The organism is Terricaulis silvestris (genome assembly GCF_009792355.1).
GTDB classification, from domain to species: domain Bacteria; phylum Pseudomonadota; class Alphaproteobacteria; order Caulobacterales; family Aquidulcibacteraceae; genus Vitreimonas; species Vitreimonas silvestris.
On record NZ_CP047045.1, the window covers coordinates 1,142,484 to 1,161,463 of the forward strand.

The following is an 18,980-nucleotide window of genomic DNA, read 5'->3' on the forward strand; positions in this document are numbered from 1 at the left end:
TCCTGATAGCGGGCCACCGAATTTGAGGCCCGGCCCGCGTTGAGCGCTCGCTCCGCGGTCCCGGGATCGTCTAAACCTCACTCACTTTTACGGAGAAGACCTTTGGCCGATGAGCCCAAAGAACGCGTTCTTGGTCGCGATTACCGCGAAACGTTGTTTTTGCCCGACACGCCGTTCCCGATGAAAGCCGGGTTGGCGCAACGTGAGCCAGAGCGGCTTAAATATTGGGCGGAGGTCGATCTCTATTCACGTTTGCGCGAGGCGTCGCGCACGCGGCCGAAATTCGTGTTTCACGATGGCCCGCCTTACGCCAACGGCGCGATCCATATCGGGCACGCGGAAAACAAGATCCTGAAAGATCTCGCTGTCCGCACGCGGCAGATGGCGGGCTTCGATTGCGACTTTGTGCCAGGCTGGGACTGCCACGGCCTGCCGATCGAATGGAAAGTCGAAGAGGATTTCCGCAAAGCTGGCCGCAAGAAGCAGGACGTGCCGGCGGTTGAGTTTCGCAAGGCGTGCCGCGCGTACGCCGACAAGTGGATCCCGTTGCAGCGCGAGGAATTCATCCGCTTGGGCATCGAGGCGGACTGGCAGCACTACTACACGACGATGAGCTTCGAAGCGGAAGCGGCAATCGCGGCGGAGTTTCTGCGCGTGGTGCGGACGGGGCTGGTGTATCGCGGGTCGAAGCCGGTGATGTGGAGCCCGGTGGAGCGGACTTCGCTGGCTGAGGCTGAGGTGGAGTATCAGGAGAAGACGTCGCCGACGATCTGGGTGAAGTTTCCGCTGCGCGAGGTCGACGAGAGCTACAGAAAGCTCATTGGCACCGACGTCGTGATTTGGACGACGACGCCGTGGACGATTCCGGGCAATCGCGCGATCTCCTACAGCCCAAGTATCAACTATGGTCTCTATCGCGTTGACGAGATCGAGAAGGATTTGCCGTTTGCGCCATGGGTTGCGGTTGGCGAGCAGTTCATCTTAGCGGATGCGCGCGCTGAAGAGACGCTGAAGGCCGCAAAGGTCGCCAGCTTTTCACGCGTTCAAGACATCGACATATCCAAGCTGTTTGCGTGCGACCATCCATTGGTCGAATGGCAAGGGACGGCAGACAAGGGTGGTGAGTACGCATTCAGAGTGCCACTGCTCGCGGGCGATCACGTCACCGACGACGCCGGCACAGGTTTCGTACACACTGCGCCTAGTCATGGCGCGGATGACTTTGAAATCTGGGTCAAGAATTTTGGCCAGGAAGGCATTCCGTTCACGGTCGACGGAGAAGGACGCTTCACGAAAGAAGCGCCGGGGTTCGAAGGGCTGGAGATCATTCAACTTGAAGGCAAGAACCTCGGCAAGGATGGTCCCGCCAACAAAGCCGTGATGGACGCGCTGATCGAGGTCGGCGCTCTGCTCGCGCGTGGGCAACTGAAGCATTCGTATCCGCACTCGTGGCGTTCGAAGGCGCCGCTGATCTTCCGCAACACGCCGCAATGGTTCATCGCGATGGATAAGCCGTTCCGCGATGGCAAATCGCTGCGCGACATTGCGCTCAGCGAAATTGATCGCGTCGATTGGGGCCAGAAGCGCACCGGCGATCAGAGCGGCTACAATCGTATTCGCGGCATGATCGCCGATCGGCCCGATTGGCTGATCTCGCGCCAACGCGCGTGGGGCGTGCCGTTGGCGATCTTCGTGTCGAAAGGCGACGGCGCGATCCTGCAGGACGATGAAGTCGATGCGCGCATCACCGCCGCGATGAAGCAAGGCGGCGCCGATGTGTGGTGGGTGACGCCGGCGCAGGAGTTTTTGGGCAACAAGTACAAGGCGGAGGACTTCGACAAGATCGAAGACATCTTGGATGTGTGGTTCGACTCTGGCTCAACGCACGCGTTCGTCGTCGGCAATCCTGATGCGCCGACAAGGGCGTCGTTCAAGAATCCGGTCTCGACGCTTTATCTTGAGGGCTCGGATCAGCATCGCGGCTGGTTTCACTCCTCCTTGCTCGAAAGCTGCGCGACGCGCGGGCGCGCGCCGTACGATGAAGTCGTCACGCACGGCTTTGCGATGGATGAGGAGGGCAAGAAGATGTCCAAATCCATCGGCAACACCGTCGAGCCGCAAAAGATCGCCAAAGAGAATGGCATCGAGATCCTGCGCCTACTGATCGCCGGCGCCGAGTACGGCGACGATCTGCGCTTGGGTAAGACCATGCTCGATCAGTCGACGGAGATGTATCGGAAGCTCCGCAACACGCTGCGCTATTTGCTTGGGGCGTTGAACGGGTTTGAAGATAGCGAACGTGTTTCGTTCACCTCCCCCCTTGTGGGGGAGGTGGCCGCGAAGCGGTCGGAGGGGGGGCGTGCCGACGCTCAAGCGCCGGAGCGTTTGAACGCCCCCCACCCCCCGGCCCCCGCCCCGCGAGGGGGCGGGGGAGAAGAAGCGCTGCCGCTGCTTGAGCGCTGGCTGCTCCATCGCCTTTGGCAACTCGATCAGGTCGTGCGCAAGGGCTACGAGACGTATCAGTTCCGCGCCGCGCTTTCGGCGATCGTGGAGTTCTGCAACGTCGATCTCTCGGCGTTCTACGTCGATGTCCGCAAGGACGCGCTCTACTGCGATCCGAAATCGAGTGCGCGGCGGCGCGCTTGCCGGTCGGCGCTGGACGAAGTGTTCTCGCGGCTGACGGTGTGGCTTGCGCCGATCTTGCCATTCACGGCGGAAGAGGCGTGGCTGGCGCGTTTCCCGGACGATGTCTCGGTGCACCTGCGCACGTTCCCGGAGACGCCGGCTGCGTGGGAAGATGATTTCGCGGGCGAAGAAGTGGCGCGGCTGCGTGAAGCGCGCGCCGTTGTCACGGGCGCGCTGGAAGTGGCGCGGCGCGATAAGCTGATCGGGTCGGCGCTGGAAGCGGCGCCGCGTGTGTGGGTGGCGGATGATGCGCTGCGCGCGTCGCTGCAGGCGGTCGAGTTTGCTGAGCTTTGCATCACTAGCGGCGTGACGCTTGAGGCGGGCGAAGGTCCGGCTGAAGCATTTCGCTTGGCGGAGACGCCGGGTGTCGCCGTGTTGGTGGAGAAGGCGCCGGGCGTGAAGTGCGCGCGGTCTTGGAAGTATTTTGATCCGCAAACCGCGTATCGCAAATATCCCGACATCACGCCGCGTGACGCCGATGCGGTCGCAGAATGGGATTCAGCGCACGGTCGTTCGTAACTAGGCGCGCCTAGCGCACCATCGACGCGAAGCAGGAGCCGGGTCCGGTCAGCGCATGCTGGCCGAGGCAGTAGGCGCGCTCGGCGGCATCGACTGAGACGGAGAGGCATTGGCGCAGCTGTAGCTGCTGCATGTGCATGCATTGTTGCGTGAGTGGCTCGTTCAGCAGTGTCTCGACACGGCGGCGTTCGCCGCGCTCGGCGTCGGCGACGACGATGGCGGCCAATGTCAGCATGTGATCGGTGACTGGCGCGTAGGAGCGATCCTCGCCACCGGCGCGGACGCGCGGCGCTGCTCCATCGCGCCCAGCGACGCCATCCCAGAAGCCGCGTTCGCCGTAAGCGACGCTCGCCTGCGAGACGCGACCGGCGCCCCGCAGGCGATCGAGCATATCCGGGCTGAGGCGTGTCACGCCCGGAAGCTCGGCGCGTCCCGTGCCCGCCAATTGCACCACGCCCGCGGTGCGGGCGAAACGATCGTAAAGCGAACCGGCTTGCGCCGTGCGTGCGCTATCGGCGCTGGCGGCGGTGAGAATGAGCTGAACGGCTTGCGCGGAATTGCGTTGCTGGCGCGCGTAACCGACATCGTCGCGCAACGAGCGCAGTACTGAGTCGCGGCCGTCGCGGCGAATGCGGGTTTCGATGCTGGAGGCAAAGCGCTGTGACTGCGCGGCCGTCAGCGCGCCGTAGGCGATCCAGCCGCGGCTGACGCGATCGGAATTGTGCCGCGCCAGGCGCGCGCGTGCGGCGTCAACCGTGCGCGCGTTTTCGACATCGACATCGAGCAAAGTGCTGACGTCATTCTGATAGAGGGCGTACGCTTCCAGCGCGTCGTGCACAGCATCGGCATTCGCCGACGATGGACACAGCAACGCGAGCGACGCCGTGATGGCCGTCAAAGTCCGCAGCATGAGCGCATCATGCGCCGGGTTCGGTTAAATGCGCGACCAGTGGAACTGCTTAAATCCGAGTCACCTTAATGCGCGGCAACTATGGCGTGCGCGCAATGTTGGCGAAGCACGCGGCAGGGCCGGTGAGGCCGTGACGCGCAAGGCAATACGCGTCTTCGTTCGGATCATGCGCGACGGATGCGCATTGCCGGAATGTCAGTTGTTGCATCTCGAGACACTCGCGCGAGGGCGCGTCGTCCAGCATCGCCGCAACGCGTATGCGTTCTTGCGTCTCTGCTTCAATGATGATGAGCGCCGCGAGCGTGAGCATGCGATCGACAGCGCTTTGGCGGTCCGCGCCGATGGCCCAGGTGAAGCGCGGCGGTGTTGGCGAGGCGCGACCGGCGGCGGCGTCCCAGAAACGGCGCCCGCCGAAGGCATCCGCATTCATTAGCGGCGTGGCGCTGAGAGGGCCGACATAGACGCGTTGCGCCAGTGCGGGCGCAAGCGTGCGTTGTTCAGTTGTACTCGCGCGCAAGCGATCGTGCCGCGCGTTGCGGTCGCCGCTGGCGGGTGCGGGCCAGACGCCTTGGTCGAGCGATTGGGCGATGCCGGTGTAGCGATGGCCGGCCGCTGTCATGCGCGCGCCGTCGGCAGCGGCGGATTGCAGGATGAGTTGGATGGCTTCGTCGGCGCCGGGCGGGCGGCGGCGCGCGTAGGTGAGATCGCGGCGGAGTTGGCGGAGCACGGCGGCGCGACCGGCCGCGCGCACGCGGCTGCGGACGCCGGCGACGAACGATGGCGATTGCGTCGCCGTCATCGCGCCGTAGGCGATCCAGCCGCGCGACACCCGCGCCGCATCGTGACGCGCCGCCAAAGCGAGCGCGGTGTCCAAGGCGGGCCCGGACGAAATCTCGGCGCCGAGCAGGTCGGTGACGTCTTGCTGGTAGAGCGCGTAGGCGGTCACGGCCTCTTGCGCCGGGTCGGTCTGCGCGAATGCGGGCGTTGTCAGGAACGCCAGCGCGAGGAGGGCAGAGAGCCGCATCAAGCCTTCATGCCGCACAAGGACGGCAAAACCAAAGCGGGCCTTGTCTTGCCGCCGCCGCGCCGCCCGGCCATAAGCCGAGGCAATGTTCCGCTTCGGCCTCATCATCGCGGCGTTGGTCTTCGTCGCCGACCAGATCAGCAAATGGATCGTCTTGGGTCCGATGCAGTTCAGCCCGCCGGGCTGCCTGGAACAGGTCCGTCAGAATTGCCGATTCATAGAACTGACGCCGGTCTTCGACCTGCAAATGGTCTGGAACCGCGGTGTCAGCTTCGGCCTGCTGCGCGCCGAGGAGGATCTCGCGCGCTGGGGCCTGGTGGTGCTTTCGTTCGTGATTTCCGGAGTGTTTTTGTGGTGGCTGAAGGATGCGGAGCGGAAGCTGACCGCCATTGCGCTGGGCCTCGTGGTCGGCGGCGCCATCGGCAACGTCATCGACCGCATTCGTTTCGGCGCCGTGGCCGATTTCCTCGATTTCAACGGCCTCTGGTTTCCCTGGGTCTTCAACGTGGCCGACGCGGCGATCACCGTGGGGGCGCTGCTGCTGGCCTTCGACATGATCTTTCTGGCCGAGCCGGAGCCCGGCAAGGGCACGACCTGGAGCCAAATCAAGCGCAGCTTCGGCCGCGGCCCGGGCAGTTCGGGCGGCTAAACCAAGGAATTCGCCTAAGAACCGTCATGATCCGGGCCGATCCCTCGGGACTGGAACGGCGGCTTGGCGGGGGCATCCCGGCTCGCTAGAACGGCGCGAACCAAGGGAGATGGGCGTCCGATGAACAAACCGATCGCGATGGTGGCGATGCTAGCTGCAGCCGCTGCGACCACCGGATGTGGCACGATTTCCCGCGCTATCGGCGCCGGCAAGAACTCGCCCGACGAATTTCGTGTTGTCACTTCGGCGCCGCTGACGCTGCCGCCGGACTACTCATTGCGTCCGCCGCGGCCGGGCGAAGCGCGCCCGCAAGAATTGGCCCCGGGTGACGAAGCCCGCGCTGCTCTGTTCGGCGCCGATGTCGCCGCCAGCGCAACGCAAGGCGAACGCACGCTCGTCACCAACGCGGGCGCCGAAGCCGTTGACCCGAACATTCGCGACACCATCGATTACGAAGCGCAAGGCCTGGTTCGCCGCGACGAAGGCTTCGTCAATCGCGTGCTGAGCTTCGGCGGCGCGGGTAGCGCCAACGTGCCGATCGATCCGAACGCGGAAGCCCGTCGTCTCGGAGACGAAGAGCAAATCCGCCGCGCGACCGGCGGCGGCCAAGTCACGATCGCTCGTGGCGGCGGCAACACCACCAAGCTTCCGGGCACCTAAGCCTAGATGAAAGCAGGAGCGCAGGCGCGCCTGATCGCGGCGTGGCTGGCGCTCCTTGCGTTCGCGCCGCTGGCGCAAGCGCGCGAATTTCCGCGGCCTGAGACCTTCACGCTCCGCAACGGGCTGCAAGTCGTGGTGATCACCGATCGCCGCGCGCCGGTTGTCACGCACATGGTCTGGTATCGCGTCGGCGCTGCGGACGAGCCGCGTGGCCATTCCGGCATCGCGCACTTCTTCGAACACTTGATGTTCAAGGGCACGCGCGAGATCGCGCCGGGCGAATTCTCGCGCACGGTCGCCCGCAATGGTGGCGAGGACAACGCATTCACGGCCTGGGATTACACGGCCTATTACGAGCGCATCGCCCGCGACCGGCTCGATCTGGTGATGCGCATGGAAGCCGATCGCATGCGCAATCTGCGGTTCAGTGACGAGACGTTTGCGTCTGAGCGGGATGTCATCGTGGAGGAGCGTCGCCAGCGCACCGATAACAATCCGGGCGCACTGTTGGGCGAGCGCATGCGGGCGATGCTGTGGCCGCATCATCCGTACGGCACGCCGGTGGTGGGTTGGCTGCACGAGATCCAAACGCTGGATCGCGAGACGGCGCTGCATTTTTATCAAACTTGGTACGCGCCGAATAACGCGATCCTGGTTGTCGCTGGCGATGTCGATGCAGCAGAACTGCGACCGCTGGCGGAACGCTATTACGGGCGCTTGCGGCCGACGCGCGATTTGCCGTCGCGCACTTGGGTGAGCGACCCGCCTGCTATTGGGCCGATGCGGGTGACGCATCGTGACGAGAAGGTGCGCCAGCCTTCGTTGTCGCGGATTTATCGCGCCATCAGCTACGGCACCGACGAGGGGCGCCAAGCGCACGCGCTGGATGTCGCCGTCGAAATTCTTGGCGGTTCGGAGACGAGTCGGCTCTATCGCGCGCTGGTGGAAGATCAGCACATCGCGGTCAGCGCCGGTGCGAGCGCCAATACGTCCGGCCTTGGCGGCGGCAGCGCTTCTGTATTCGCCACGCCCGCGGAAGGCGTCACGCTGGAGCAAGTGGAAGCAGCGGCGGATGCGGTGATCGCCACGTTTCTGCGCGACGGACCAACCGATGCGGAGCTGGCGCGCGCGAAATCATCGCTGGCGGCAGCGGCCGTGTATTCGCGCGATAGCCAGGAGAGCTTGGCCAATGTCTATGGCGCTTCGCTGGCTTCGGGCGAGTCGATCGACGACGTCGTGAACTGGGCTAACGACATCGAAGCCGTGACGCACGATGAAGCGCTGGCGATGGCGCGCCAAACCTTCGACATCAATCAATCCGTCACCGGTTGGCTGCTGCCGCCGGAAGAGGCGCAATGATGGGGGCGCGCTCACACACCCTCTCCCTTGCGGAGAGGGTCGCCGCGCGGCGGCGGGGTGAGGGGCGGGCAACCGGCCCGGCGCCTGTGTGTTTGAACGCCCCTCATCCCCTGACCCCTTCTCCGCAAGGGAGAAGGGGAACGCTCGCGCTGGCTCTGCTCGCGCTTGTGGCCGCTGCTCCGTTCTCAACGCCAGCGCTCGCGCAGACGCAGGTTGAAGCGCCGGCGCGGCGCGAGGGCGTACAGGTGGCGCGCATCGTTTCGCCGGGCGGGATCGAAGCGTGGCTGGTGTCTGACTCGACCGTGCCGATGATCGTGCTTCGCGCGTATTGGGACGGCGGCTCGGCGATCGAACCGGATGCGCAAAGCGGCGTCACCGGCGTGATGACGGACATGCTGACCGAGGGCGCCGGCGATCTTGACGCCAATGCGTTCAAGGAGCGGCTCGAAGAACTGAATATGGGCCTGGGCTTCAGCGCCGGTTGGGATGGTGTCGGCCTCAACGTGACGACGCTCAGCGAAAATCGCGACGCGGCGTTCGAGATGGCGCGCTTGGCGCTGATGCAGCCGCGGTTCGACGCGGCGCCGCTGGAGCGGATCAAGCGGCAAATGCTGGTGGGCATCCGCACTCGCGATACCAATCCAAATTACATCGGCAATCTGGCGCTGGATCAGGCGCTCTATCCTGGTCACGTCTATGCCCGCCGCACATCGCGCGAGAGTGTGGCCGCGATCAATCGCGCCGCGCTGATCGAGCGCCGCGCCGCGCTGTTCAACCGTTCCACGCTGCAAATCACCATCGTTGGCGACATCGATGCGGAGACCGCAGGACGGTCGGTCGACGCAATTTTCGGTGCGTTGCCGCAAGGCGCGCGTCCGCCTGAACCGGCGGATGTCACGCTGGGCGCGCCGACGCCACTGATCGTGCGCGAACTGCCGCAGCCACAAAGCTTGGTGTTGTTCGCGGGGCCGGGCATCCAAGACGAAGACCCGGATTGGATTCCGCTCGCAGTCGCGAACTACATCCTGGGCGGCGGCGGGTTTTCGTCGCGACTGATGGATCAGGTGCGCGAGCAACGCGGGCTTGTGTACGGCATCGGTACCGGGCCTGCCGTGCGCGATCATTCGGCGCTGATCCGCGGCTCGGCGCAAACAGAGAATGGCGACGTGCGCGAGGCGATCGAAGTTACGCGCGCCGAGATGGCGCGGCTCTACAGCGACGGCGCCACGCAAGCGGAAGTGAACGACGCCATCACTTATCTCACCGGCTCGTTTGCGCTCGATCTCGACAGCAATTCCAAGATCGCCAGCGTCGTGCACGGCTATCAGACCGCCAACCGGCCGATCGATTACATCAATCGCCGCAATGATCTCATTCGCACGGTGACGCGCGACGACGTCAACCGCGTCATCCGCCGCTTGTTCAATCCGGACGCGTTCACGTTCGTGGTGGTGGGCCAGCCGGAAGGGCTTCAACCAACGCAATAGTTGGCAGCGCCGACGGGACTCGAACCCGTTCCCCCGCGTTGAAAGCGCAGGATCCTAACCCATAGACGACGGCGCCGTGTGCAAACGGACGCTCATGTCGCTTTGAAAACTGGTCTGGGCGGCTGGATTTGAACCAACGACCTCCTGCGTCCAAGGCAGGCGCTCTTCGCAGACTGAGCTACGCCCAGGCTACGCCAGCGCCACATGAGCGCTAGCGCATCTCTCGGAAGGAGGGGCTCGGTCGGAAAAACATGGTCGTGTACCTAAGTGCTCTCTGTGTTTGTTTAATGGCGTTCATGGCTAAGCTTCGAGTTCAAACGCTCAGCTAGCTGAGAGGGTTTCCCGCCAGAAGATCGTCGATGCGATCGTCGGAAGGGATGCCTCCTTTAAGCGCGCCGTCGCGAACTTTCTCCCGAGCCGCGTGCACGTCATTGAAGACCCCGATACGCCAGCGCTCCCAGTCGTCGTCCACGCATCCGACCGTGCCTCTGAGATAGGGCGAGAACACACCCAAGATGTCGATGAACGTCAGGGCCGTCGTTAGCACTAAGAACTGCTGTACCGGAATTGGCTGCGTGTTGTTGAATTTCATCAACACGCCGACACCTTCTGGCTTGTCGATAACGACGCTTCGATCCTTGATGACCCGGTAGTCTGCGTGTGAACCGAAGCCACTGCAGAAATTCCAAGACAAGAGCAAATGTTCGATCGCGGCGTGCGCGGCCGGATCTTTCTTGTGGAGTGCGCGCAGGTAACGAACGTTGCCTTCGCCGTGCCGCTCATTTCGAACGTACTCTTCAGGAGATGCCCCGACTTGAACAATTCGGTATGCGTGCAGCGCGGCCTCGATCGCTATCCGCGTGCATGAGAACGCTTCTTCGATGCGGCACCTGAAGATGTTTGAGGTAGCGCTGAAGAGATTGGTTTGCGCGAAGAGCATGAGCTGGAGCACCAGCGCGGATGGGGGCGAAACCGCCTTGGCTGGCTTCGCCCTGTAAAACAGCTCGTTCACAGTCTCTATGATGTTTATCTCCTGTCGGAGGTTGAAGACGCTCACCAAGACGTTTTGTTCGTCGACGCCGAGGTATCTGAGCATGTCGATGCGGTCGACTTCCTCAGCCCTTGCGCCGCTTCCATCATCCTGAATCGTCATGTTGGCTCCGTGATTTGTTTGCCTCATGTATGGAAGATCGCACGCGCGAGCGCGACCGCTCACGCGTGCTTTCTCAGCCCTTCACGCACACGACTTGGCGCAGCGTGTGCACCACGTCGATCAAGTCCGATTGCGCGGCCATGACGGCGTCGATGTCCTTGTAGGCCATCGGCGTTTCGTCGATCACGCCTTCGTCCTTGCGGCACTCCACGCCTTCGGTCGCCTTGCGGTGATCCGCCAACGTGAAGCGGCGCTTCGCCTCGGTGCGCGACATGGCGCGGCCGGCCCCGTGCGAGCAGGTGCAGAACGAATCTTCGTTGCCCTTGCCGCACACGATGAACGACTTCGCGCCCATCGAGCCGGGGATGATGCCAAGCTCGCCCACGCCCGCGCGCACGGCGCCCTTACGGGTCACCCACACGTCGGCGCCGAAGTGCCGTTCACGCGCCACGTAATTGTGGTGGCAGTTCACGGCGTGCTTCTCGAGCTTGAACTTCGGCAGGTTGTCACGGAGCGCACGCAGGGTGCGCTCCATCATCACTTCGCGGTTGGTGCGCGCGTAGTCTTGCGCCCAGCCGACCGCCGCCACGTAATCGTCGAACAGCTCTTCGCCTTCCATGAAGAAAGCGAGGTCCTTGTCCGGCACGTGGTAGCCGAGTTCGCGCTGCAGCAATTCTTCCCGAGCGCGCTCGATGAAGTACTTGCCGATCGCGTTGCCCGAGCCGCGCGAGCCCGAGTGCAGCATCACCCACACGCGGTCCTCTTCGTCGAGGCAAACCTCGATGAAGTGGTTGCCGCCGCCGAGCGTCGCCAACTGACCGGTTTGCGACTTCGCCGACGCTTTCGGGTGCTTATCGATGATCGCGCGGTAGCGATCGTCGAGGCCGGAGTCACGGTACGTGGTCTCCACCGAAGACGGCGTGTCGTTGTGGTTGCCACGCGGGCCGTTGCCGTGTGGCACGTTCCGCTCGATCGCGCCGCGGAGGCGTGAAAGAGAGTCCGGCAGGTCGTTCGCTGTGAGCGACGTACGCACAGCCATCATCCCGCAGCCGATGTCGACGCCGACAGCGGCCGGGATGATCGCGCCCTTGGTCGGGATCACCGAGCCCACGGTTGCGCCAATACCGAAGTGAACGTCCGGCATCACCGCGATGTGGCTATGGATGAACGGCAGCGACGCAACATTGCGCAGCTGGTTCTCGGCTGCGTGCTCTACCGGCACGCCGCTGATCCAGGCCTTGATCGGCGCAGCTGCGCCTTGAATTTCTTCGTAGCCAGACATTGCTGGCCTCCTTTGTTTTCAACGTCTCAAGCGGCCTGGAGCGCATACGAAAAGCCCCTCCAGGCCGCGCCTTGGAGGGGTTCTTCATGCTCCGTTTGTGGGGCATCGTACCGTGCATGCACGTCGTCCGCCATCAGCCGCGTTCGGTGGTCGGATCGATTACACCGGTGATCTCGGTGATGACGTTGGCCGGAAAGCCGGAGATGCGGGCGTGTTCGCGGATGTCATCTTCATTGTTGGCCAAGTAGACGCAAAACGTTTGGTCCTTGGCCACATAGGAGTGCACCCACTGCACCTTGGGCGCCAGCTGGGCCAAGGCCGCGTTGGAGGTCTTGGCGGCGCCGGAGAGATCGCTTTCGCCCATGGTGTGGACGCCGGGGATCTTCCGTTCAATCATGTACTTTTTCATGGTCGGGTCCTCTGAGTTTGTTCGCTCCCAGGACCGTATCTGCCGTGGTGGGCGGCCCCCCACGAGCGGCCAGGATGACAATCTGCGGGGGCGATCCCGCCAATCGCGCTCAGATGTCCTTCTGGACTACGTCCGGCGCGCTGTCGTCGTGCGCTTTGCCCAGGCCTTGCTCAAGCAGGGCTTCCCAGGCGGTCTCCGCAGTGTCGGCGAAGCGGAAAAGCGTGAGGTCCGCGGCGTCGATAGCGCCGTGTTCGACCAGCTTGTCGAAATTGATCACCGAACGCCAATAGCCTTCGTCGAACAGAACAACGGGCACCATCGGCGCCTTGCGGGTTTGCCGAAGCGTGAGGATTTCGAACATCTCGTCGAGCGTGCCGAAACCACCGGGGAAAACCACGAGTGCATTGGCGCGCATGGCGAAGTGCATTTTGCGCATCGCGAAGTAGTGGAAGTTGAAGGTGAGCTCTGGCGTTGAGTACGCGTTGGGCTCTTGTTCGTGCGGCAACAAGATGTTGAAGCCGATCGACGGCGCGCCCGCATCTTGCGCGCCGCGGTTTGCGGCTTCCATGCAGCCCGGCCCGCCGCCCGTGGCAATCACGTTGCAATGATCCGCTTCCACCGCACAGGCGCCGCCGCGCTCCGACGCGATGCGGCCGAACGCGCGCGCTTCGGCATACCAGCGCGCATGCGTTTCCGGGCCGCCGCTTTCCAACACACGCGCGCCGCCGAACACCACGATGGTGGAGATAATGCGCCGGGCTTTGAGGATCTGCTCAGCCTTTTCGTACTCGAGAAGAAACCGCACGCCGCGCGTGGACTCGCCGAGCAGGAAATCCGGATCCAGCGCCGCCAGCCGAAACGATGGGGAGGCGATCTGTGCGGAATTGGGTTTCTTGGGAGAGTCGGCCATGTGCGTGAATATAGAGCGGCAGTCGGCAATCGGCAGTCGGCAATCGGGATTTGGCGCGACTTCCGACTGCCGATTGCCGGTTGGCGACTGCCGAATCGCCGCTTTTCGTGTGCTAGACTCGCGGCCGAGTCATGCCCATCCGCCGTTTGCCCCCCGAAGTCGTGAATCGCATCGCCGCGGGCGAGGTGATCGAGCGCCCTGCCGCCGCCGTAAAGGAGCTGGTGGAAAACGCGCTCGACGCGGGCGCGAAGCGCGTTGCGGTGCGGATCGAGCGCGGTGGGTTGGGGCTGATCTCGATCGAGGATGACGGCGGGGGCATTCCACGTGATGAGCTGTCGCTCGCTGTAGAGCGACACGCGACGTCGAAACTGGTCGCGAGCGCTGGCGGGGGTGTCGATCTCCTCAACATCCATACGATGGGCTTTCGCGGTGAAGCGCTGCCTTCGATCGGCGCTGTCGCACGCTTGGCGATTACGTCGAAAGCGCGCGGCGCGGATGAGGCGTGGTCGATCGCGCTGGAAGGCGGCGCGCTCGATACGGCGCGCCCGTCGGCTTGGGCGGCGCTGAGCGACAACGGTACGCGTGTCGAAGTGCGCGATCTCTTCTTTGCAACGCCCGCGCGGCTGAAGTTCATGAAGTCCGAACGCGCCGAGATGATGGCCGTCTCCGACATCGTGAAGCGCCTTGCGATGGCGCGGCCCGATGTGGCGTTTTCGTTGGAACATGACGGACGTATGTCGCTGCGGCTTTCTGCGGAGGGCGATCCGGAAAACGAGGGGCGCCGCGCGCGGCTTGCCGCCATCCTTGGCGGCGACTTCGCGCCGAACTGCATCCAGATCGATCAGAGGCGCGACGCAGTGCGGCTCTCGGGCTTTGCTGGATTGCCAACGTTCCATCGCGGCACGCGTGAGCACCAGCATCTGTTCGTCAACGGCCGCCCGGTGAAGGATAAGCTCATCGTCGGCGCCGTGCGCGCGGCGTACCAGGATTTGTTGGCGCGGGATCGCCACCCGGTTGCGGCGCTTTTCCTCGATCTGCCGCCGTCGGAGGTCGACGTGAACGTGCACCCGGCCAAGACGGAAGTGCGTTTTCGCGATGCGACGCTCGTGCGAGGGTTGATCGTGGGCGGCTTGAGTCATGCGCTCGCGGGAGCAGGCCATCGCGCGTCCACTACGACGGCGCAAAGCGCGCTGGGCGCGGCGCGGGCTTATGAATCGCCGCAGCCGTTCTTGCGTCCCACAACGCATGTGTGGGGCATGGCGGAAGAACGCTTGGCCGCTGGCGACTTCATGGCGCCGAGCGGGCGTGTCGACTATGGAGCGCCGGCGTTCTCGCCGGCGATCTCACCTGATGTTCTGTCCGCCGCGCTCGCGGCCTTCGACGCCGGCGAGACGCCGGCGCTCCCTAACGACCCGGAAGACGCACGCTACTTCCCGCTTGGCGCGGCGCGCGCGCAGATCCACGAGACCTACATCGTCGCGCAAACCGAGGACGGCATCGTCATCGTCGACCAGCACGCGGCGCACGAGCGGCTGGTGTACGAGCGCATGAAGCAGATGCTAGCCAATGGCGGCGTGCGCCGGCAGGCATTGCTTATTCCCGAAGTGGTCGAGCTTGATCCAAGCGAGGCTGAATCGCTTGCAGCGCGCGCCGAAGAGCTGGGCCAGCTCGGCCTCGTGATCGAACCCTTCGGCCCTGGCGCAATTCTTGTACGTGAAACGCCGGCATTGCTTGGCCATATCGACGCCGCCGGCATGTTGAAGGATTTGGCGGACGACATCACCGAACTCGGTGAGGCTCACGCGCTCAAGGAACGCCTGGAGGAAGTGTGCTCGTCCATGGCGTGCCGGGGGTCAGTGCGCGCGGGGCGGCGGCTGACGGGCGAAGAAATGAACGCGTTGCTTCGGCAGATGGAAGCGACGCCCTTTTCCGGTCAATGCAATCACGGCCGCCCGACCTACGTCGAGCTGAAGCTGGCCGATATCGAGAAGCTGTTCGGGCGCCGCTAGGTCAAAATACCTTCAAAACGCCTTGTTTGCGCGCGGTCTGCACTTGCGTTCGGATCGGCGAAGGCGAAGATGCGCGGGCGAGAGGATTCTCCGGGGACCTTCATGACACTGACAAAGACATTGGCCGCAGCGGCGGCGCTGGCGTTGATTGCATCGCCGGCTTACGCGCAAAATCTGAACACCGGCGCTACTGGCACGTATGGTCAGGTGCAATTGCGCTCTGGCTATCAGCCCGATCCGTACACGGTCTCCGTCACCGCCGGCGGGCCGATTGAATCGACGCGCGCGGACGAGGATTGCAGCGCCGGCTACGTCGCGCAACGCGCTTCGTTTACACTGCGCTATACTGCCGGCGAACTACCGCTCTATATCGGCGCGGTCTCCGATGCCGACACCACGATCGTGGTGCGCACGCCGAATGGCGAGTGGGTTTGTGACGATGACGGCGGCGGCGCGCTTAATCCGCTGGTTACCTGGGAAGAACCTCGCACTGGCCGCTACCAGATTTGGGTTGGCCGCTTCGGCACGGAAGGCGAAACCGCAAACGCGACTTTGCACATCTCTGAAGTCGGTGGCCCGTCCGCGGCGCAGACCGGCGATGGCCCTGACTTCTCGCTTGAGCCTGCATACGGCTCGGTCGATCTCACCGGTGGCTTCACGCCTGATCCGCACACCGTCGCAATCGACGCCGGCGGCACGATCGATGCCTCCGTGCTCAACCAGCCAGGTTGCGTCGGCCGCATCGCGCAGGCGCCGGACTTCCGTTTGAACTGGACCGCTGGCTCCGGATCGCTGCCGCTGATCTTCTCGGTCGCGGCTGATTCCGACACCACGCTCGTCATCAACGACGCGCAAGGCAATTGGGTATGCGATGACGATGGCGGCGAAGCGGGCCTGAACCCGTCGATCCGCTTCGACGCGCCAGCGTCGGGCCAATACGATGTCTGGGTTGGCACCTATTCCGAAGGTGATCTGCAGCCGTCGACACTGAACATCTCGGAACTGACGACGCAATAAGCGGCGGACGGAAGCAAGAATCAGAAGGCCGCGCTTTCGGGCGCGGCCTTTTTGCTACCAGGCGCCAGTGTTCGGCATCGACGCCCACGGCTCTTGCGGCGGCAACGCCGCGCCTTCTTGCAGCAGCTCGATGGAAATGCCGTCGGGTGAGCGGACGAACGCCATGCGTCCGTCGCGCGGCGGACGATTGATGGTCACGCCGCCATCGGCGAGACGTTGGCACGCGGCGTAGATATCCTTCACGCGGTAGGCGAGGTGACCGAAATTGCGGCCTCCGCCGTATTCGCTCTCATCCCAATTATAGGTGAGCTCCACCATGGGCGCCTTCCTTTCGCGCGCCATTTCGGCGTCGTCGGGCGCTGCGAGGAAGAGCAAGGTGAAGCGCCCGGCTTCGTTTTCTATTCTGCTCATCTCGACGAGGCCGAGCTTGGCACAGAAGAAATCGAGCGCAGTGTCGAGATTGCCGACGCGGATCATGGTGTGCAGATAACGCATCTCTTCTCCTACCACACATCGCTAATGGGTGCGCCGTCGAACACTTCCGCGAGGCGCCGTTTCGTTCCCGGCGTGACGTCCTCGGGCAGGGCGTCGCGCGCGAAGAAGCCGCGCTCGGCGATTTCCGGACCAGGACGCGGCGCGCACGCGCGCCACTTGCCGACGCGATAGATCGCGACGTGATCGTTCCGAACGTATCGCTCGTTGTGATAGAGGCCGATCAGCTCGGGCGGATCAAGCGGTTCGACGCCGCCTTCTTCGGCCAGTTCGCGGATCGCCGCTTGGCGCGTGGTTTCGCCGCCTTCGACACCGCCGCCGGGCATATGCCAGCCGCTCGAATAGGAGTGCCGCACCAGCAGAATGCGGCCCGCCTCGTCGCAGCAGATGACGCGGGCGCCCAGCGTCATCGGCCGGCTGAACCGCCACCACAGGCGAAAAAGCGGTGTGATCACCGGTTCGAATTTCAGGCGCCAATTACTCATATTTTGCGCACGTGCCCTGCGTTCTTGTTGGAATGACGTTGCGAAAGCCTCCGCGAAGCGATTGATATCGCAGATCGCGCTTTCGTGACCGCCTTCCTGGCGGTTGCGGCAACTGCGCGTCAAGCTTGCGTTGGAGTGCGCGCTTTGTCATCGCCGCCCGCCATGAACAAGGTTTCACTACCGCCGCCGAAGATTGCGGGCGGCCCATACGTGATGGGCATTCTCAACGTCACGCCGGATTCGTTCTCCGATGGCGGCGCTGAGGGCGCCGCCGCGCCGCGCGGCTTGGCGATGATCGAGGCGGGCGCGGACATCATCGACGTTGGTGGCGAGTCGACGCGGCCAGGGGCCGAGCCCGTCGATGAACGCGAGGAGATCGCGCGCGTGACGCCGGTGATCGCGGCGCTGCGCGCGTCGACAAAAGCGCCGATCTCGATCGACACGATGAAACCGGCTGTGGCGATGGCTGCTGTCTCCGCCGGCGCCACGATGTGGAACGACGTCAACGCGCTGCGTGCGCCTGGCGCGATGGACACGGCGGCGTCGATGCATCGTCCGGTGGTGCTGATGCACATGCTGGGCGAACCGGGCACGATGCAGGCCGATCCGCATTACGACGACGTCGTGACTGAGGTGATTGCCTATCTGCGCACGCGCGTGATCGAAGCCGACGCCAAAGGTGTGGACGATATCTGGGTTGATCCGGGTATCGGCTTCGGCAAGACGGTGGCGCACAATTTGGCGTTGCTGAACGCCGTAGATCGCATTGGCCGGGAGACTGGCAAGCCGGTTGTGATTGGCGCGTCGCGGAAACGTTTCATCGCGTCGATCGATGAGCGCGCGCGCGACGCCGGCAGGGATCGTCTCGGCGGTTCAGTCGCGGCGGCGCTGATCGCCGCGCAGAGGGGCGCCGCCATGGTGCGCGTGCACGATGTGGCTGAGACGGTGCAGGCGCTGAAGCTCTGGCGCGCCACGCAGGGCTAGCCTATCTCCAGCGTATGAGTTCACCCAAGGGCCGCGTCCTCGTCATTGCCGGATCAGACTCCGGCGGCGGCGCCGGCATCCAGGCCGACATCAAGACTGTCACCGCGCTGGGCGGTTACGCCATGACGGCGATCACCGCCGTTACCGTGCAGAACACGCTTGGCGTCAGCGGCGTGCACGCGGTGCCGACCGACATCGTGCGCGCGCAGATCGACGCGGTGATGGGCGATCTTGGCGCGGACGCCTGGAAGCTTGGCATGCTGGGCTCTGCGGCGCATGTGCGCGCAGTGCTGGAAGCGTGGGACGCGGTTGGCGGCGGTGTGCCGGTGGTGCTGGATCCGGTGATGATCGCGAAGGGTGGAGCGTCGTTGCTGGCCGACGACGCCGTCGAAGTGATCCGCGACCAGCTCGTGCCGATCGCGGCGATCGTGACGCCGAACGCGCCGGAAGCGGAGGCGCTAACCGGCGTCGAGGTGCGCGAGCTCGATGGCCAGATCAATGCGGCGGAGATCTTGGTGGAGCAGCTCGGCGCTTACGCCGCGCTGGTGAAGGGCGGGCATATTGAGGGCGACATCATCCGCGACGTGCTGCTGACGCGCGAAGGCTATCGCGTGTTTGAAAGCCCGCGCATCAACACCAAGGCCACACACGGCACCGGGTGCACGCTGGCGTCGGCCATCGCGGCGCACATGAGCCAGGGCGTGGCGATCGAGGCGGCCGTCGAGAAGGCGCGCGCTTACGTTATGGAAGCGATCCGCCATGCGCCGGGGTTCGGGCAAGGTCACCAGCCGCTCGGCCACAACTGGCCGTGCAAATCCTCCCTCTAGACTCCCTCCCCCTTGTGGGGAGGGCTGGGGTGGGGGTGCGGGTGCCAGCTTTCTGAAACAGCACCGCCGTTACCCCCATCCGTCGCGCATTCGCGCGACACCTTCCCCACAAGGGGGAA

The 18,980-nt window shown here is 64.2% G+C and carries 17 protein-coding genes and 2 tRNA genes; 9 read left to right on the forward strand and 10 right to left on the reverse strand.

The genetic code is table 11. The features are described from left to right. Positions 1 to 102 precede the first annotated feature (102 nt). Positions 103 to 3,204, forward strand: coding sequence for an isoleucine--tRNA ligase (gene ileS, locus DSM104635_RS05515; RefSeq protein WP_158765246.1), 3,102 nt, complete (start codon positions 103 to 105; stop codon positions 3,202 to 3,204). 10 nt (positions 3,205 to 3,214) lie between these two features. On the opposite strand, the gene DSM104635_RS05520 is transcribed toward ileS, so the two are convergent. Both DSM104635_RS05520 and DSM104635_RS05525 read right to left on the reverse strand, forming a co-directional pair. After that, positions 3,215 to 4,114, reverse strand: coding sequence for a hypothetical protein (locus tag DSM104635_RS05520; protein ID WP_158765247.1), 900 nt, complete (start codon positions 4,112 to 4,114; stop codon positions 3,215 to 3,217). Positions 4,115 to 4,193: 79 nt separating this feature from the next. After that, positions 4,194 to 5,138, reverse strand: coding sequence for a hypothetical protein (locus tag DSM104635_RS05525; RefSeq protein ID WP_158765248.1), 945 nt, complete (start codon positions 5,136 to 5,138; stop codon positions 4,194 to 4,196). A gap of 85 nt (positions 5,139 to 5,223) precedes the next feature. On the opposite strand from DSM104635_RS05525, the gene lspA reads away from it, so the two are divergent. The 4 genes from lspA to DSM104635_RS05545 all read left to right on the forward strand — a co-directional run bounded on the left by lspA (position 5,224) and on the right by DSM104635_RS05545 (position 9,293). Then, a complete protein-coding gene (lspA, locus tag DSM104635_RS05530) occupies positions 5,224 to 5,787 on the forward strand; it encodes a signal peptidase II (protein ID WP_158765249.1) in 564 nt (187 codons plus the stop codon). A gap of 120 nt (positions 5,788 to 5,907) precedes the next feature. Next, positions 5,908 to 6,447 (forward strand): DUF3035 domain-containing protein, encoded by a 540-nt coding sequence (locus DSM104635_RS05535; protein ID WP_158765250.1) that lies wholly within the window; start codon positions 5,908 to 5,910, stop codon positions 6,445 to 6,447. A 6-nt stretch (positions 6,448 to 6,453) separates the two neighbouring features. Continuing rightward, positions 6,454 to 7,806 (forward strand): M16 family metallopeptidase, encoded by a 1,353-nt coding sequence (locus DSM104635_RS05540; protein ID WP_158765251.1) that lies wholly within the window; start codon positions 6,454 to 6,456, stop codon positions 7,804 to 7,806. A gap of 167 nt (positions 7,807 to 7,973) precedes the next feature. Continuing rightward, a complete protein-coding gene (locus tag DSM104635_RS05545; protein ID WP_158765252.1) occupies positions 7,974 to 9,293 on the forward strand; it encodes a M16 family metallopeptidase in 1,320 nt (439 codons plus the stop codon). 1 nt (position 9,294) lies between these two features. Here the strand turns inward: DSM104635_RS05545 and DSM104635_RS05550 are convergent. From DSM104635_RS05550 to DSM104635_RS05575, 6 genes are all read right to left on the reverse strand, one after another. Beyond that, positions 9,295 to 9,369: transfer RNA gene (locus tag DSM104635_RS05550), tRNA-Glu, on the reverse strand. Between the two features lie 34 nt (positions 9,370 to 9,403). Further along, positions 9,404 to 9,481, reverse strand: a tRNA-Pro gene (locus DSM104635_RS05555). 137 nt (positions 9,482 to 9,618) lie between these two features. Next, complete coding sequence (locus tag DSM104635_RS05560; protein ID WP_158765253.1) at positions 9,619 to 10,446, reverse strand: hypothetical protein; 828 nt, start codon at positions 10,444 to 10,446, stop codon at positions 9,619 to 9,621. A 73-nt stretch (positions 10,447 to 10,519) separates the two neighbouring features. Further along, positions 10,520 to 11,728, reverse strand: coding sequence for an RtcB family protein (locus DSM104635_RS05565; protein ID WP_158765254.1), 1,209 nt, complete (start codon positions 11,726 to 11,728; stop codon positions 10,520 to 10,522). Positions 11,729 to 11,861: 133 nt separating this feature from the next. Next, on the reverse strand, positions 11,862 to 12,137 hold the full coding sequence (locus tag DSM104635_RS05570) for a DUF4242 domain-containing protein (protein WP_158765255.1): 276 nt from the start codon (positions 12,135 to 12,137) through the stop codon (positions 11,862 to 11,864). Between the two features lie 109 nt (positions 12,138 to 12,246). Beyond that, positions 12,247 to 13,047, reverse strand: a complete 801-nt coding sequence (locus DSM104635_RS05575) for an LOG family protein (protein ID WP_158765256.1) — start codon at positions 13,045 to 13,047, stop codon at positions 12,247 to 12,249. Between the two features lie 131 nt (positions 13,048 to 13,178). On the opposite strand from DSM104635_RS05575, the gene mutL reads away from it, so the two are divergent. Beyond that, positions 13,179 to 15,056, forward strand: coding sequence for a DNA mismatch repair endonuclease MutL (gene mutL, locus DSM104635_RS05580; protein ID WP_158765257.1), 1,878 nt, complete (start codon positions 13,179 to 13,181; stop codon positions 15,054 to 15,056). 102 nt (positions 15,057 to 15,158) lie between these two features. After that, the gene (locus DSM104635_RS19865; protein ID WP_228445889.1) at positions 15,159 to 16,073 is read left to right on the forward strand and encodes a hypothetical protein; all 915 of its coding nucleotides are present in this window, start codon (positions 15,159 to 15,161) and stop codon (positions 16,071 to 16,073) included. 54 nt (positions 16,074 to 16,127) lie between these two features. Here the strand turns inward: DSM104635_RS19865 and DSM104635_RS05590 are convergent, their stop codons facing one another. Together DSM104635_RS05590 and DSM104635_RS05595 are read right to left on the reverse strand one after the other, a co-directional pair. After that, entirely contained in the window at positions 16,128 to 16,568 is a 441-nt protein-coding gene (locus DSM104635_RS05590) for a VOC family protein (protein WP_158765258.1), read from the reverse strand. An 8-nt stretch (positions 16,569 to 16,576) separates the two neighbouring features. Further along, positions 16,577 to 17,050 (reverse strand): NUDIX domain-containing protein, encoded by a 474-nt coding sequence (locus DSM104635_RS05595; RefSeq protein ID WP_158765259.1) that lies wholly within the window; start codon positions 17,048 to 17,050, stop codon positions 16,577 to 16,579. 162 nt (positions 17,051 to 17,212) lie between these two features. Here DSM104635_RS05595 and folP point away from each other — a divergent pair, with 162 nt between their 5' ends. After that, the gene (gene folP, locus DSM104635_RS05600) at positions 17,213 to 18,034 is read left to right on the forward strand and encodes a dihydropteroate synthase (protein ID WP_228445891.1); all 822 of its coding nucleotides are present in this window, start codon (positions 17,213 to 17,215) and stop codon (positions 18,032 to 18,034) included. Positions 18,035 to 18,048: 14 nt separating this feature from the next. Further along, positions 18,049 to 18,861 (forward strand): bifunctional hydroxymethylpyrimidine kinase/phosphomethylpyrimidine kinase, encoded by an 813-nt coding sequence (thiD, locus tag DSM104635_RS05605; protein ID WP_158765260.1) that lies wholly within the window; start codon positions 18,049 to 18,051, stop codon positions 18,859 to 18,861. The last annotated feature ends 119 nt before the right edge of the window (positions 18,862 to 18,980 follow it).